This window comes from Phocaeicola salanitronis DSM 18170, assembly GCF_000190575.1.
Lineage (GTDB): Bacteria > Bacteroidota > Bacteroidia > Bacteroidales > Bacteroidaceae > Phocaeicola > Phocaeicola salanitronis.
The window spans coordinates 3,123,662-3,139,361 of record NC_015164.1; the positions used below are offsets into that span (position 1 = coordinate 3,123,662).

A 15,700-nucleotide genomic window follows, 5' to 3' on the forward strand; every position below is an offset into this window, starting at 1 on the left:
CCGTCCATTCTTCCCCGCCGGATTCCCCGAAGTCCGAAAACTATTTCACAGGTCGTGGCATGCCCTTACCTTTGCTTCTGTAACAAGCAAGGGATTAGGTAATTAAAACTAAAGAAACGTATGAGAGGATTTTTCAAAATTGATGAATGCGGAGAAACCTGCACCGTGCGCGACGAAACGACACGGGGAACGATAGACAAGCGTGTGGTGAAGATGCACGACTGGCTCAAAGAAGGGGCAGAGCCGTTCGCGGCTACCCTGTTCGGGACGCTGGCGCAAACCGGCATCGGCAAGGGCGATATTATCTACGGCGAACTGCTGCTGAAGGTGCAGGGCGAGGCGACTTTCGCCACACTGCTCTACGTGGTGAAAATCGGACACGAGGAAAGTTCACCACAGATTACACAGATTTAATTAATAATTAATAATTAACAATTAATAATTAACAATTAACGATTCGCCACAGGGAAACACAGAAGAAATAAAATTTAAAAATCTGTGTAATCTGTGGTGAGAAAAACAAAACGGAACATGGAAAAATTAGTGACAATCATCGGCCAGCTTCCGCTGGCGTCGCGCCCCTATACGGCGCAGGACGGAACGCAGAAGGTATTCAACTCGCGTGGGTTTATCCTCAGTGACGGGATAGACGAATTTTACGCCGAAATGACGGGCGACATGGCGGTGGCGGCTGGCGAATACGACCGCACGGTGTGGCACAAGATGCAGGGCTACATGCGCCAGCGTTCGTTCCAAGACAAGAACGGGGTGACACGGTATGAGAACCAAATCTTTATCACGAAGCTGATTTAGGTTTTCACCACAGATTACACAGATTTTTTAATTAATTATTCATTCACCACAGAGGACACAGAGGAAATAAATTGATTAATCTGTGTAATCTGTGGTGAGAAAAACACACAAACATGGAAAACATGATATTCAAAAGCAAGGAGTTCGGCGAAATCCGGACGGTGACCGATGAGAAGGGCGAGCCTTGGTTCTGCCTGATGGATGTATGCAAGGCGTTGGAACTTCAAACCAAATTTGTAAAAATGAGATTAAGAGATGAGGTTGTTTCAAACAACCTCATCTCCGACACCATCGGAAGAAAGCAAAAAGCGTTGTTCGTCAACGAGGACGGGCTGTACGACGTGATACTCGAAAGCCGCAAGCCCGAGGCGAGGGCGTTCCGGCGGTGGGTGACGGGCGAGGTGCTTCCCGCCATCCGCAAGCACGGGGGCTACATGGCGGTGCGGGCGAACGAGCCGGACGAGGTAATCCTTTCGCGTGCGCTGCTCATCATGCAGAAGGCATTGGAGCGCAGGGACAAGCGGATTGCGGAACTGGAGCCGAGGGCGGCGTATGCCGATGAGGTGATAGACTCGGTATCGTGCATGACCACCACGCAGGTAGCCAAGGGCTTGGGCATGACCGCCATTGAGCTGAACCGCCGCCTGTGCCGGCTGGGCATCCAGTATTGCCAGAGCGGACAGTACCTGCTCTACGCCGGCTATGCCCGGCAGGGGTATGCGCAGAACCGCACGTACATGTACCGCGACGCGGAGGGCGAAACGCATACACGGGCGTACCTGGTGTGGACGGAACGCGGACGGGAATTCATTCATTCGCTGCTGGACAGGCTCACCACAGATTACACGGATTTAAATAATTGATTACCCCTACGGTAAACTTAACACAAAGACTTATGAATATAACATTGCAGATTTCGGACGCCGCATACCAGCGGCTGGTTTCCACGGGAAGCCGAATCCAAGGGACTATCGGGCTGATTAACCCGACGGAAGGTAATTTTTCGGAACATCGCAAGGGACAGGCGAAGCCGGGCACACGAAGCATCAAATTACGCCACGGAAGGGCTTCGGTGGGCGACACGCAGGTACGCCTGACGCTCCGCATCGGGCTGGACGAAGTGGACGTAATCCCCTCGCAGGTGATTGAGAACGAAAGCAAGGAGGCGAGCGCGTTCATCGAAGGGATGTATGACGATGTTTTCGGATACTGATTGATTGGTTGGTTGAAACGCAGATTAACGCGGATTTTCGCGGATTAATTTTTTAGAATAAAAACATGCAGACTTTCCATTGTCATCCTGAACGAATGTGAAGGATCTCGGATACGCCAAGTGGATGATTACGAGATGCTTCACTTCGTTCAGCATGACAATGGAAGAGTAAAATAATCTGTGTTAATCTGCGAAAATCTGCGTTTCAAAAAAAACTCACAAACCTAAAAACTTAAAAACTTATGTTCGGAATATCAAATAATGTACGTTGCCGGGAGGTGCGCGAATGCACGCCCGAGCTGTTTTGGAAAGCGGTACGCTCGCCGCAGGTCGCTGATATCTGTGCGCAGATAGCGGACGGATTAGAGAAAGTTCGTCGGGGAGAAATGGTAAAAGAAGATTACGAGACCTTGAAGGCGGGACTGAAGAAAAGGCTTCCGATTTTTACGCCACACGCCACGTTCCGGAACGGGCGGAGATTGAATGCGGATGCGGTGCCTTCGGGGCTTTCGATGTACGACATCGACCATTTGCCCAATCCGCGCGAGTATTGGGTGGAGAAAAGTCAGGAATTGAGCGTGAAGGATGTGCTTCGGTTTGTAGTGCTGGCGCACATTACGCCCAGTACCGAGGGATTGCGGTTGTTCTTTATTATCCCGCAAGGCATGGATTTGGCAGGGGCGCAAAAGTGGATGTCGGAGCAGCTGGGGGACGCGAATTATGACCAGAGCGTGAAGGACTTGGCACGGTCTTCGTTCGTGGTGCCGGAGGATTATATTATCTATGTGGATGAGGAAAGACTTTTTAAGAATGAAGAATCTCCTTGTCACGCTGGATTGTCCGATGATAATCGTAGGGGCGTATCGCATACGCCCGAATGCGTCAACGAAAACGCCAGCGGTGATGCGCATGTGGATGATAAAGCGGATGTTTCCGGGCGTATGCAATACGCCCCTACGGAGATGGCTTTCAAGGGCATCCCGTATGCCGACATCATCGCCCGTTGGTTTGCGCTTACGGGAGGCGAGCCGGTGCAGGGAGAGCGCAACGACAAGCTGCACCGGCTGGCTTCGCATTTGCGCTACATTACGGATAATAACGAGGAAATTCTTTTACAGATTATGCCGAGGTATGGGCTGGGCGAAGAAGAAATGAAAGGGCTGATTCATTCGGCTTGTTCGGCTAAGTGGTTTACAATGCCGAAATTAATGGGGGAAGCTATATCCCTTTGTCATCCTGAATACCCTCCTTGTCATCCTGAACGAAGTGAAGGATCTCGTGTACGTCAAGTGGGTGATAACGAGATTCTTCGCTACGCTCAGAATGACAATAGTGGAGTGAATGAAAATAGGGAGATAACACCGCCTGAATTGCCGAAAAAGCTGCCCAAACTTATCGGGCTTCTTGTGAGCCGCACTCCCGACGTGTACAAGCCTGCCGTGGCTCATGCGGTGTTTCCACCGCTCGCAACACACCTGCATAAGGTAAGATTTAAGTACATCGACAACGTGGAGCATGAAGCCACGCTGATGAACGTACTCATGGCAGGTACGGGTGCCGGAAAGGACTGTATCTCGGAGCCGATAAACCGCATCATGGCGGACATCCGGCGCAGGGACGAAGAAAACTTGCGCAGGGAAAGGGAATGGAAGAACGAGGTGAACTCGAAAGGCTCGAACAAAGACAAGAGGCAGCGTCCCGAGGGGCTTGTGATTCAGGAAATTGATGCGGATATGACCAATCCGGCATTTGTACTCCGCACCGCCGAAGCAGAAGGGCATTTCCTCTATACGAAGCTGAACGAGATTGACCAGTTTGATGCGCTAAAGGGAAGCGGCAGGACGAACCAGCAGTTCCAGATTATGTGCCTGGCTTTCGACCCGGGAAACCGCTACGGACAAACCCGTGTGGGGACGCAGAGTATCACCGAGAAAGTGACCATCCGGTTTAACTGGAATGCCGCTACAACGATTCTCAAAGGAAAACGGTATTTCTCGCGTGTGCTGACGGACGGGCCTATCTCGCGCATCAATTTCTGTACGATTCCGGAGCGTGAGATTGGGGCGGACATGCCGGTGTATGGCACGTATGATGCGGCGTTCGATGAAGAGTTGAGACCTTACATCGAAAACCTGAACCGTGCCACGGGGCTGGTGGATTGCCCGCAGGCTTTCCGGCTGGCGGAAAAGATGCGGAAGGAAAACGCCGAGTTCGCCACGCTCTCGCAAAGCCGGGTGTATGAGAACCTTTCGTTCCGCGCCAATGTGATTGCGTACTTAAAGGCTTGCGTGCTCTACGTGGCGAACGGGGAGAAATGGGACAAAAGCATTGAAGACTTCGTGCGCTGGAGTTTCCAGTACGACATGTGGTGCAAGATGGAGTTTTTCGGGGCAGCGATAGAGGAGGCAATGAACATGCCTGTGCCCGATAACACGCGCGGACGGCGCAATCTGTTGGAACTTTTGCCCGATGAATTTACTTATGAAGATGCGGTAAGAATAAGGCAAATGGAAGGAATGAATGTTGCAGGTACCCGACAGATGTTGTATCAATGGGTGTACAGACATTACGTCGTAAAACAACCCAATCTAACATCTAACAATCTAACATCTAACAATTACAAAAAACTAAAATTCAGGAGCGATGGAATTAACCTTAAACCGGATTGTGAAAGATAAAGCCTATACATTAGGCAAGTTATTGGTGGACGGAGAGGAGTTTTGCCATACCTTAGAGCCTCGTTGGCGAAGTCCCGAAGCCCGTAAGGTGCCGGGGCGCACGGCAATCCCCGCAGGGCGTTATCCGGTGGTGATTACCCTGTCTCCTAAATTTAAGCAATGGTTGCCCCTGCTGCTCCATGTTCCTAATTTTGAGGGCATCCGCATCCATGCGGGCAATACCGTAAAAGATACGAAGGGGTGTATTTTGGTGGGCGAGAATACGGAAAAGGGTGTATTATCGGATTCCCGGCTTTGGGTGGACAGGCTGAAACAGAGGATAGTGGACGCGAAAGAACGGGGCGAAGGCGTGTGGATTACGGTTGACAATTGACAATTGCCTTGCGGACGTTTGTCATGCCAGTTTATAATCCGGCGTGACAAACGTATCGCATACGCCCCTACATGGGGATGTCTGCATTTTATGGATATGATTTATCCCAGGGGGGCATGAAAAACATGCTTTTTTTCGGATTCAGAGAAAAAGGACACTAATTCTGACATATAAAAGGAAAATAGCAGGAAGAGTTTCTCGTGTTTTTTCTGTTTTTTATTTACCTTTGTTCTTCATAACAAGTTTTTAAACATAAGGTGTATGAGCAAAGTAGTAATTAATTCGTACGAAGAATTTGAGAGATTGTTAGGCCAGCAAATCGGCGTGTCCGATTGGCTGGAAGTGACGCAAGAGCGTATCAACCAGTTTGCCGACGCTACGCTGGATCATCAATGGATTCATGTGGACGTGGAACGTGCGAAAACGGAAAGCCCTTTCAAGAGCACCATTGTACACGGTTATCTGACCCTTTCCCTGCTTCCGTATTTCTGGAATCAGATTATCGAAGTGAACAACCTGAAGATGATGGTAAACTATGGGATGGACAAGATGCGTTTCGGTCAGGCTGTATTGTCGGGGCAACGCATCCGCATGACGGCTGAACTCCATTCGCTGGTCAACTTGCGCGGCACGGCAAAGGCTGAAATTAAGTTCTTCATCGAAATCGAGGGACAGAAGAAGAAAGCCTTGGAAGGCATCGCCACGTTCTTGTATTATTTCTGTTGAAAAAAATGAGGACACGAAGGCACATCCTTTTTCGTCTTTAAGGATGCCTTTGTGTTCCCGTTTCTTATTTTTTCTCTGAATACTATGAAAAGGCTTTTGATCTTCTTGTTGTTTGTCTGTTTGACGTTTGTGTTTGTCGGGGCGCAAGGTTTATTGAGTATCAAGCATTATTCTTCGCGTGACGGCTTGTCGCAAAACATGGTGCAAAGCGTGTTGCAAGATGCGGACGGGTTTATTTGGATGGCAACGTGGAACGGCTTGGAGAAATTCGATGGTTATTCGTTTACGAATTATAAGTCTTATCCGACTGATAAAGTGAGGCTCAAACATAATCGTTTGCTTTGCGCAGCAGTGGGAGGGAAGCATACCCTTTTGTGTCAAAGCTATGACCATAGTTTGTATGTGTTTGACACTCAAAAGGAATGTTTTGAAGATATTTATGTGGGTAATCCTGAGGTGAAGCGTTGCCAGAATGCAGTTGAAATGTGTTCGGTCGGGAATGGGATTGTTTGGGTGTTAAGTGAGACGAACGAGCTTTGGCGGATTGATTGCGAGCATTATGCGGAAAAAGGAGGCATCACTTATTTTGACCATTTTGTCCGTACAGGGGATGTAGGCTATTTTGAGGCCTTGTCGGATGACGCTGGACATGAATGGGTGTTAACCGACAAAGGATATTTTGTTTATGGAAATCCGTCCATAAAAGGGAATGTGGGAATCATTCAGACTGTAAAAGCAGGAGGCAAGTTATTCTTTATTAATGAAGAAAAGCGGTTGATGACATATTCCGACACGGATCAGGCGATGTGTGATGTGGAATTGCCGGAGCGTTTAGGAGCGGTGAATTGGTTGCTTTTGTTGGACGGCGGACACTTGGGAATCATATCTCAGCGGGGATTTACGGTCTATGGTCCGGAAAAAGGAAATACCGTTTCTTGTTTTATAGACGAAGCGCAGGAGATTCTGCATCCTATAACCGCTTTTCAAGACTCGAAAGGGGATATCTGGCTTCAAAGCGGAAGAAAGCATGTTGTGCATATCGATGTTGCGTCGGGGCGGTTTTCTTACATTGATTATCTTCATGTGAAAGGGAAAAATGTTCCTTGTTTTATGTTGGAAGATGAACATGGAGGCATTTGGGCTTACCCGCCCGATGGCGTGTTTTCGTATTACCATCCGGACAAGCATGTCTTTGAGCAAGGTTGTGTGGTGAACAATGCCATTAAGGAAGTGTATAATGGAGTGAATAAGAACTATTACATCGATAATCATAAAAATGTGTGGCTTTGTCAGGATTCGGGCATAGACTGCATTATGTTTTCAGATTGGAATTTTGATTATATCCATACGCTTGACCGAAGCGTGGTGAGGGGATTGTATATTGACCGTTCGGAAAGGCTCTGGGTAGCTGATAAAGGCAATGTGGTGCAAGTCTATGATAAAGAGAGGGCTTATTGCGGAAATTTGAGTCCTGACGGAAAATTGGTGAAAGACCATTCGGTCAAGTTCGGTGAAAATGTTTATGCTTTCTTCGAGGATAATAAAGGCAATCTGTGGATGGGTACACGTGAGAACGGTCTTTTTATCGGCATGCCGGATGGGAGAGGGAAATACCGTTTCAAGCATTATAAGCAAGGGCAGAATAGCGGACTGAATTGCAATGCTGTTTATCAGATAGCGCAGGACGCTTCTGGAAGAATGTGGATTGCCACTTACGGCGGAGGGTTGAACTTGGCGGAAGGTGATCCGGATGATTTGCGTTTTATCAATGTAGAGAACCTGTTGAGGCGGAATTATCCGGGCAAGGAATATCTGCGTGTGCGCACTGTGTGTCCGCTTTCGAACGGTGTCATTTTGGTGGGGACTACGGGTGGATTGATATCTTTTTCTTCTCGTTTCGACCAGCCCGGACAAATTCGTTTTTATGTGAACCGATGTGAAACGATCCGCGAAAATAGTCTGAGCGACAATGATGTAATGGATATATTGGAAACTTCCGGTAAGGAGGTTTATATTGCTATGTTCAGCGGAGGAATCAGCAAAGTCTTGTCTTCCGATCTTCTGTCAGAGAATGTGGCTTTTTCGCATTATAACCGGAAGAACGGTTTGCCGTCTGATTTCGTTTTGTCTATGACGGAAGATAGCAGCCATCGGTTATGGGTCGTTTTAGAGAATAAGATTTGCCGTTTCTTTCCTTTGGGAGTAGGCTTTGAGGTATATGATTATTTTAATCAGAATTCGAACCTGGTGTTTACAGAGGCTGCGCCGTGCATTGATTCAGAAGGGAAAATGTATGTAGGATGTAACGAAGGGGCGCTTTGCCTTCAGTTGGATCAGCTTAAGAAAAGCCTTTATGTGCCTAATCTTGTGTTTGTCGAAGCGGATATCCGGTCGGATAAAGGAATTTCTCAAACGGTCATGATAGCGAACGATACGCTTTTGCTGGATAAAGACGAACGGAACGTGACGGTTTCTTTTGCAGCTATTGACTTTATGCGTCCGTCGCATATTCAGTATGCGTACCGGATTAAAGACATGGGAGAAGGGTGGACCGGTTTAGGCGAAAACCGATCGGTCAGTTTTGCGAATCTTCCTGCCGGCAAGCTGGCATTGGAGGTGAAATCTACAAATGGAGATGGTGTATGGACTGATAATGTGCGTGTGTTATACATAAATGTGGAGCCTAAGTTTTGGGAAACGGGCTGGGCTGTTTTGCTCTACGTTTTGCTGTTTTTTTTGTTGTTGGCGTTTGCTGCAGGGATTGTCACGTACATTTGGGGACTTCGGAAGAAGATAGGCTTTGAGCAGGAGATGACGAATATGAAGTTGCGTTTCTTTACGGATATTTCTCACGAATTGCGCACGCCGCTTACCTTGATAGAAGCTCCTATCGAAGAAGTGCTGAGGCATGAAACGCTTTCTCCGGAAGGGCAAGCCAATATGCGGATAGCCCGGCATAATACGGAACGGATGTTGGCGCTGATCAATCAGATATTGGATTTCAGGAAGATTCAAAACAACAAGATGAAGCTGTACATCGAGCAGGTAAATGCCGTAGAATTATTGCGGAAGATATACGATGACTTTCTCGCGATGGCATCTGCCATGGAAATAGATTTCCGGTATGTGGTGAAAGAAAAAGAACTGAACGTGTTTACCGATGTGGATAAGTTGGAAAAGATTGTGATTAACTTGCTTTCGAACGCCTTTAAATATACGCCCAAAGGCAAAGGTATTACGCTTTCGGCAGAGGGTCAGGACAATCGTTTTGTCATAAAGGTGAAAGACGAAGGGCAGGGAATAGACATCGGGAAAATCAGCAAACTGTTTGAACGCTTTGAAACGGCGGGAAGCAAACGTGCGTCTTTTTCTACCGGCATCGGGCTTTCATTGGTGCATGAACTGGTGGATTTGCTGCATGGGACGGTAGACGTCTCCGCCGAATTGGGGAAAGGAAGCGAATTTACCGTTTCTCTTCCGGCGGAAGATAAGGTTTACCGCAACGATAAAGGGGCGGAGTTTATATTGAATGACTGTGCTCTTCAGGCGAAAGAGCTTGCCGGAGAGGAAGAATGCGCGGAGGATGATGCTCAGGATAAAAGCGTGACGATATTGCTCGTTGAGGACAATGAGGAATTGCGCAAGTTTACGGGACGTGTCTTGCGGCACGAATATCGGGTATTGGAAGCGGAAAACGGACGGGCCGGCTTGGATATGGCTTTGAAAGAAATCCCCGACATTATCATCAGTGATGTGATGATGCCCGAAATGGATGGCATTGAATTGTTGGACATCATTAAGCACAACCCTTCTGTTTGTCACATACCGGTTGTTGTTTTATCGGCAAAAGCATCGTTGGAAGACCGGATTAAGGGGCTGGAGTATGGGGCGGACGGATACATTACGAAACCTTTCAGTTCCGCTTACCTGCTGGCACGCATAAAGTCATTGATGCGGCAAAAGGAGAATCTGAAGAATTTCTTGTTGGCCGGAAAGAAGCTGTCTGACGGTTTGTCTCCTTCGCTTCCGAAAATCACCCGTTTTGATGAGGAGTTTATCCGGGGAGTGCTTCAAAAGGTGGAAGAGAATTTGGAAAATCCGGAGTTTAAGATAGATGATTTGGCGGATTCCATGAAAATGGGACGCACGATGTTCTATCGGAAACTGAAGTCCATATTGGGATGCACGCCGATTGATTTGGTGAAAGACATGCGTGTCAAGCGTGCGGTCCAGCTCTTGGAGATGAGTGAGTATACGGTGTCGGAAGTGGCGTATATGTGCGGATTTTCTTCTCCCCAGTATTTTAGCCGTGTGTTTAAGTCGGCCAAAGGATGCACCCCTACAGAGTATAAGGAAAAGATGGTTCAGGAGGAAAAGGCGGGCGGACACGATCGTTAATAAGGGTGTATCAAAATAAAAAACGGCTATCAAAAAGTAATGTCATTCTGAGTGCCCATTTCCTGCGGAAAATCCATTCGGTTATGACAATTGCAAATTCGTCATTGGTAGCAAAGCGAAGAAACAACGTTCGACGAAGTCAATCTCGTATACAACAGCTTATGTTTTCGAGATCCTTCACTGCGTTTAGGATGACAAAATGAAAGCTGATTTCTATTTTGATACACCCTTGTTGGGTGATGAATATAGGCTGTTCGTTTTTAGCGGCTTTTTATCTCTTTTCCGTTGGCTGTGACATTTTCGAAATGAATGCCTTCCGCACCGGAAACGTAGTTAATGGCGGGTCGGGCGATTCCGTTGAACGTGCAGTTCTTGATAAAGATATCCCGTGCCTGGATTTTGCCTTCGGTACCGTCAATATGCAAAAGATAATTGCTTTTTTGGCTGGTGATGTTTTCCAGATGTATGTTGTGGAAATAGGGAGGATAAGGTCCGTCTTCCACGTGCCAGTAGTTGAGTTCTATGCCTAATATGGATTCTTTGCATTCGCCGACGGTGATGTCGCGCACAAAAATGTTTTTCACCTCTCCGCCACGTTCGGAGTTCGACTTGATGCGGATAATCCGGTCGAGTTCGGGACTGTCCATGCGGCAGTTCTCCACCCATACATTTTGGCATCCTCCGGTAATTTCGCTTCCTATGGCTACACCGGCGTGTCCGTCTTTCATCAGGCAATTCCGTACGATGATGTTTTCGCTGGGGATGTTCCAGTAGCGTCCGTCTTCATCCCGTCCGGATTTGATGGCGATGCAATCGTCGCCTGTATCGAAGGAGCAGCTGTCTATCAATACGTTTTTGCACGATTCCGGATCGCATCCGTCGTTGTTTCTTCCGTGGCTTTGCAGGATGACTTTTCTCACCGTAATGTTTTCCGATAGCAAGGGATGGATGAGCCAGAACGGAGAACGGTGCAGGGTGAAGCCTTCCAGCAGGATATTCTTGCATTTGTACAAGTTGATGAACTGGGGGCGGATTCCTTTTTCGCCGGCAAAGACGCGCCGGCTGGCAGGTATGGAGTCTTTCATCATTTGATAAAGCAAGGTTTTTTCGTTGATTTCCTTTCCGTTTTCATCGATGCTCTTCAGCCTTGCCGGAGAGAACCAGTTGCTTGTATCCGCTTGTCCGTCTAAAATCCCTTTTCCGGTCAGGGCAATGTTGGTTTCGCCGTATGCATAAATCAACGGGGAGACATTATGGCAGTCGATGCCTTCGATGCGGGTGAGTACCGTCGGAAACAAGGCAGGGTCGGTGACGAATTGCAGGACCGTGCTGTCTGATAAGTGTAGGTTCACATTCGACTTTAACCGGATAGGTGCCGTGCGGTATGTTCCGTTGGGGATGAGGACGGTGCCTCCTCCTTGCGCGGAGCATGTGTCAATGGCGCGGGATATGGCTTCTGTATAAAGTGAGTCTGTACCGTTGTAATATTCGGTAATGATAAATGTTTTGTCGGGGAAGGTGGGAATCGTAAGCTGGCTGAGCGCTTCGTTCATCTCTTCCCAAGGATTGGCTTCTTTGGATTGGCACGATGCCAATAAAGAGGCGGCTAATAGTAAAGTGGCTGGGAAAATACTCCTTGTTTTCATCGTTCTCGTTTTATTTAGAGGGTTCTGTCATGTATGCGCGCGGATTCCAGCCGTCATCAGCCATGATGATGTTTTCATACGTATAGCGTTTGGCATCTTCGGCACTGACGGTTGCCGGGCAAGAGCCTTTGGCGGGATTATCGCCACGTCCTTCGTATTCTGTCTTGCGATGGCTTAAGTCAAGTATGTTCCCTTCCGCGTCACGGCTATCATATTCGGCAAACAGTGCCGGAATGGCTCCCATGTTGGTCCAGCCTTCTTCGGCGATGGGGATGCGCATCGTGGTGTGAAGGTAGACGGCACGCGGAGAGTTATGCCAGGGGCGCCCTAACTTGACATTGCCTTTGGCGGCTTCGGCGTTTCCGTCTACAATGCAGTTTAAGAAGACATATCCGAAACGGGGGGAAGTATGGCAGGGAGCTACAATGACCGAAGCGTCGCGGACGTTGTACAACGTGCAGTTTTCCAATAATGCGTCACCTCCGCCATAGAAGTAGTCTACGGCTCCTTCGATGTAACAATCTTTTACGTACAGACGGTGCTCGTCTTGGGTGGATGTCATCCACGTATCTTGGAAGGAGCGGAAGTTGCAATTGTAAAAAGCGGCGCAATCGCCTTGTATTTTCATTGCCAGTGCTTGCGGTCCGTTGTGCGCTTCTGTGCCATAATCATTAATGTAGGAAATGTTTTCGGAATAGAAATGGTCGCCTTTGACCAAAACGACAGAGCCTTCATGCTGATAAGTCTTGGCATCCGGATTGTGCACCGAACATGCCCAATAACCAGCCGGGTCATCTTCCGGCTTTTCCGGTTTCCCTCCGACGTTAAGCCGCATGTGGATGACGGTGCTGTCTTTGTCTTGTCCGATGAGATGAATGTATGGCTTGGATTGAGGCACGATGACTTGTTCTTCATACGAGCCGTTTTTCACGAAGATGCGCCAGGGTTGTAGGCAGCTGTCCGGAGCTGCATCGATGGCGGCTTGTACATTTGTATAGTCTCCGCTTCCGTCTTGGGCGACTATGGCTTGGTATGCGTCAACTTCTTTTTGCTGCGCGCAGGCGGTGAGCAATGCACCACATAGTAAAACGCTGGTCAATAGATTGTGTTTCATAAGGCAATTAATTTAATTTGAATGATTTCTTTTGTGCAAACTTACGGCAGGGAATCGAAAGAGAGGTGTATTTTTTAGTGGTTCAAGTGTATTATTTGACGAATGGAGGGGAGAGTGGGCTTTTAGGGGAGGCGATAGCATGGAATATCCGGCTGTATATGGCGAATATGTATACGTTATTGCCGAAATAATGCAAGCCTGATTGGCAGGATGGTGGTAATTTTGAGCACTTGAATTAATTAAACACATTTGATATACATGAAAACATTAAACGTATTATTGGGATGCGCCTGTGCATGGGTTTGCAATGTGACAGGATTGTGTGCGCAAGAGTCATATAAAATATGGTATGACAAACCGGCAGCTTATTGGGAAGAAGCGCTTCCGGTCGGTAACGGCCGTATTGCCGCAATGGTTTTCGGCAATGCGCGAATGGAACGTCTTCAGTTGAACGAGGAAACTGTATCCGCAGGTTCTCCTTATCAGAACTACAATCCCGAGGCAAAAGCCGCTTTGCCCGAAATCCGGAGACTGATATTTGAAGGGAAAAACGAAGAAGCGCAGTTGTTGGCAGGCAAGGCTATCATTTCGCAGGTAGGGAATGAGATGCCGTATCAAACGGTAGGAAACTTGAATATCCGTTATAAGAATCATGAAAATGTAAGCGATTATTACCGTGATTTGGATATAAGCCGTGCGGTTGCCACTACCCGGTATCGGGTCGGAAGCACGGAATATACAGAAGAAACATTCGCTTCCTTTACCGACCAGCTAATCGTGAAACACATCAAGGCATCGAAAGCGGGAGCCATTGATTGTGACGTGTTTTTCGATACGCCGATGAAGCGTCCCCAACGTTCTGCAATCGGGAAGAAGGGGTTGCGTTTGGAAGGCATGGCCGACGGGACAAAGTTCTTTCCGGGAAAAGTGCATTATTGTGCGGATTTGCAAGTGAAGCTGAAAGGAGGGAAGGCGGAAACTTCCAACGATACGTTATTGAGTGTGAAAGGGGCTACCGAGTTGACTTTGTATATCTCGATGGCTACCAATTTTGTGAATTATAAAGACGTTTCGGCTGATCCATACGTCAGGAACCGTGTTTATCTGAAAAATGCAGGCAAGGAGTATGAGAAAGCCAAATCGGCTCATATTGCCGCTTATCGGGAACAGTTTGACCGGGTGACGTTGGATATGGGCACTACCCCGCAAGCCGATAAGCCGATGGATGTGCGCATCAAGGAGTTTGCTTCTTCATACGATCCGCATTTGATTGCGTTGTATTTCCAGTATGGGCGCTATCTGCTGATATCCAGTTCGCAACCCGGTTGCCAGCCTGCTAACTTGCAAGGGAAATGGAATGCGAAAACCAAACCGGCATGGAATTGCAATTATACCACCAATATCAATACGGAGATGAATTATTGGCCCGCCGAGGTTACGAACTTGCCGGAATTGCATGAACCGTTGATTCGGATGATACGTGAACTGAGTGAAAACGGAAAAGAAGCGGCAAGCAAAATGTATGGTTGCCGTGGATGGGTGCTTCATCATAATACTGATTTGTGGCGTATGACCGGTGCCGTAGATTATGCGTATTGTGGCACGTGGCCTGTTTGTAATGCCTGGTTGTGCCAGCACCTGTGGGACCGTTATCTGTATTCGGGTGACAAACAATACTTGAAAGAAGTATATCCGATTATGAAAAGCGCGTCTCAGTTCTTTGTCGATTTCTTGGTGCGTGATCCCAATACAGGCTATTTGGTTGTAACTCCTTCCAATTCTCCGGAAAACGCTCCCCGCTGGATTAAGAAAAAAGCGAACTTGTTTGCCGGAATCACGATGGACAATCAGCTGGTTTTCGACTTGTTCTCGAATACATGCCGTGCGGCTTCTGTGTTGAATGAAGATACGTTGTTTTGTGACACTTTGCGTTCGATGCGCCGCCAGTTGCCCCCGATGCAGGTCGGACAATACGGCCAGTTGCAAGAATGGTTCGAGGATTGGGACCGGCCGGACGACCACCATCGACACATTTCGCATTTATGGGGACTGTTTCCGGGATATCAAATATCGCCTTATCGTTCTCCGGTATTGTTTGAGGCGGCACGCAATACGTTAATTCAGCGCGGCGATCCGTCCACCGGTTGGTCAATGGGTTGGAAAGTCTGCTTTTGGGCACGTATGCTTGACGGAGACCATGCTTATAAGTTGATAAAGAACCAGCTTACTTACGTTAGTCCTGAAAGTCAGAAAGGGCAAGGAGGAGGCACCTATCCTAATTTGTTCGACGCACATCCGCCTTTCCAGATAGACGGTAATTTCGGATGTACGGCAGGCATAGCCGAAATGCTGGTGCAAAGCCATGACGGAGCGGTGCAATTGCTTCCCGCTTTGCCTTCGGAATGGAAAAGCGGAACGATAAAAGGATTACGTGTGCGTGGCGGCTTTTTGTTGGAAGAGTTGTCATGGGAGAATGGAAAACTGAAGAAAGCGGTTATCCGTTCCGTTATCGGAGGTAACTTGCGTTTACGTTCCTATTCGAAACTGGTTGCGTCAGGCAGGTCATTAAGCCCGGTAAAAGAAGGGACTCCGAACCCGAATCCCTTGTTCTGCGTGCAGCAGGTTTCCCGTCCGATGATAAGCGAGAAAGCTCCGCTGAAAGGCATAGAGCTTCGGGATACCTATTTGTATGATGTGGAGACAAAAGCGGGAGAGACGATAGTTGTTACTATATATTAA

The 15,700-nt window shown here is 48.0% G+C and carries 11 protein-coding genes; 9 read left to right on the forward strand and 2 right to left on the reverse strand.

Translation table 11 applies throughout. From position 1 onward, the window contains the following. Positions 1 to 120: 120 nt before the first annotated feature. From BACSA_RS13490 to BACSA_RS13525, 8 genes are all read left to right on the forward strand, one after another. On the forward strand, positions 121 to 414 hold the full coding sequence (locus BACSA_RS13490) for a hypothetical protein (RefSeq protein ID WP_013618590.1): 294 nt from the start codon (positions 121 to 123) through the stop codon (positions 412 to 414). Positions 415 to 531: 117 nt separating this feature from the next. After that, positions 532 to 813 carry a hypothetical protein gene (locus tag BACSA_RS13495; protein WP_041584039.1) on the forward strand — a complete coding sequence of 94 codons (282 nt, stop codon included), beginning with the start codon at positions 532 to 534 and terminating at the stop codon, positions 811 to 813. Between the two features lie 113 nt (positions 814 to 926). Beyond that, positions 927 to 1,676, forward strand: a complete 750-nt coding sequence (locus tag BACSA_RS13500) for a phage antirepressor Ant (protein ID WP_013618592.1) — start codon at positions 927 to 929, stop codon at positions 1,674 to 1,676. Positions 1,677 to 1,708: 32 nt separating this feature from the next. After that, positions 1,709 to 2,026, forward strand: coding sequence for a hypothetical protein (locus tag BACSA_RS13505; RefSeq protein WP_013618593.1), 318 nt, complete (start codon positions 1,709 to 1,711; stop codon positions 2,024 to 2,026). 242 nt (positions 2,027 to 2,268) lie between these two features. Next, positions 2,269 to 4,704 (forward strand): BT4734/BF3469 family protein, encoded by a 2,436-nt coding sequence (locus BACSA_RS13510; protein WP_013618594.1) that lies wholly within the window; start codon positions 2,269 to 2,271, stop codon positions 4,702 to 4,704. After that, the gene (locus BACSA_RS13515; protein ID WP_013618595.1) at positions 4,670 to 5,077 is read left to right on the forward strand and encodes a DUF5675 family protein; all 408 of its coding nucleotides are present in this window, start codon (positions 4,670 to 4,672) and stop codon (positions 5,075 to 5,077) included. Before BACSA_RS13510 ends, BACSA_RS13515 begins: the two co-directional genes overlap by 35 nt. Positions 5,078 to 5,338: 261 nt before the next feature. After that, positions 5,339 to 5,803: a MaoC family dehydratase gene (locus BACSA_RS13520; protein WP_013618596.1), complete on the forward strand. Its 465-nt coding sequence runs from the start codon at positions 5,339 to 5,341 to the stop codon at positions 5,801 to 5,803. An 84-nt stretch (positions 5,804 to 5,887) separates the two neighbouring features. Continuing rightward, positions 5,888 to 10,201: a hybrid sensor histidine kinase/response regulator transcription factor gene (locus BACSA_RS13525; protein WP_013618597.1), complete on the forward strand. Its 4,314-nt coding sequence runs from the start codon at positions 5,888 to 5,890 to the stop codon at positions 10,199 to 10,201. A gap of 260 nt (positions 10,202 to 10,461) precedes the next feature. Here BACSA_RS13525 and BACSA_RS13530 read toward each other — a convergent pair whose 3' ends face one another. Together BACSA_RS13530 and BACSA_RS13535 are read right to left on the reverse strand one after the other, a co-directional pair. Beyond that, complete coding sequence (locus BACSA_RS13530; RefSeq protein WP_013618598.1) at positions 10,462 to 11,847, reverse strand: glycoside hydrolase family 28 protein; 1,386 nt, start codon at positions 11,845 to 11,847, stop codon at positions 10,462 to 10,464. Between the two features lie 10 nt (positions 11,848 to 11,857). Continuing rightward, on the reverse strand, positions 11,858 to 12,961 hold the full coding sequence (locus tag BACSA_RS13535) for a pectinesterase family protein (protein ID WP_013618599.1): 1,104 nt from the start codon (positions 12,959 to 12,961) through the stop codon (positions 11,858 to 11,860). A gap of 258 nt (positions 12,962 to 13,219) precedes the next feature. On the opposite strand from BACSA_RS13535, the gene BACSA_RS13540 reads away from it, so the two are divergent. Beyond that, a complete protein-coding gene (locus tag BACSA_RS13540; RefSeq protein ID WP_013618600.1) occupies positions 13,220 to 15,700 on the forward strand; it encodes a glycoside hydrolase family 95 protein in 2,481 nt (826 codons plus the stop codon).

Bases quoted from the DNA above. Each gene is read 5' to 3' on its own strand.
- BACSA_RS13495 (WP_041584039.1), top strand. From the start codon at position 532: ATGGAAAAATTAGTGACAATCATCGGCCAGCTTCCGCTGGCGTCGCGC.
- BACSA_RS13500 (WP_013618592.1), top strand. From the start codon at position 927: ATGGAAAACATGATATTCAAAAGCAAGGAGTTCGGCGAAATCCGGACG.
- BACSA_RS13515 (WP_013618595.1), top strand. From the start codon at position 4,670: ATGGAATTAACCTTAAACCGGATTGTGAAAGATAAAGCCTATACATTA.
- BACSA_RS13530 (WP_013618598.1), bottom strand. From the start codon at position 11,847: ATGAAAACAAGGAGTATTTTCCCAGCCACTTTACTATTAGCCGCCTCT.
- BACSA_RS13520 (WP_013618596.1), top strand. From the start codon at position 5,339: ATGAGCAAAGTAGTAATTAATTCGTACGAAGAATTTGAGAGATTGTTA.
- BACSA_RS13525 (WP_013618597.1), top strand. From the start codon at position 5,888: ATGAAAAGGCTTTTGATCTTCTTGTTGTTTGTCTGTTTGACGTTTGTG.
- BACSA_RS13490 (WP_013618590.1), top strand. From the start codon at position 121: ATGAGAGGATTTTTCAAAATTGATGAATGCGGAGAAACCTGCACCGTG.
- BACSA_RS13510 (WP_013618594.1), top strand. From the start codon at position 2,269: ATGTTCGGAATATCAAATAATGTACGTTGCCGGGAGGTGCGCGAATGC.
- BACSA_RS13505 (WP_013618593.1), top strand. From the start codon at position 1,709: ATGAATATAACATTGCAGATTTCGGACGCCGCATACCAGCGGCTGGTT.
- BACSA_RS13535 (WP_013618599.1), bottom strand. From the start codon at position 12,961: ATGAAACACAATCTATTGACCAGCGTTTTACTATGTGGTGCATTGCTC.
- BACSA_RS13540 (WP_013618600.1), top strand. From the start codon at position 13,220: ATGAAAACATTAAACGTATTATTGGGATGCGCCTGTGCATGGGTTTGC.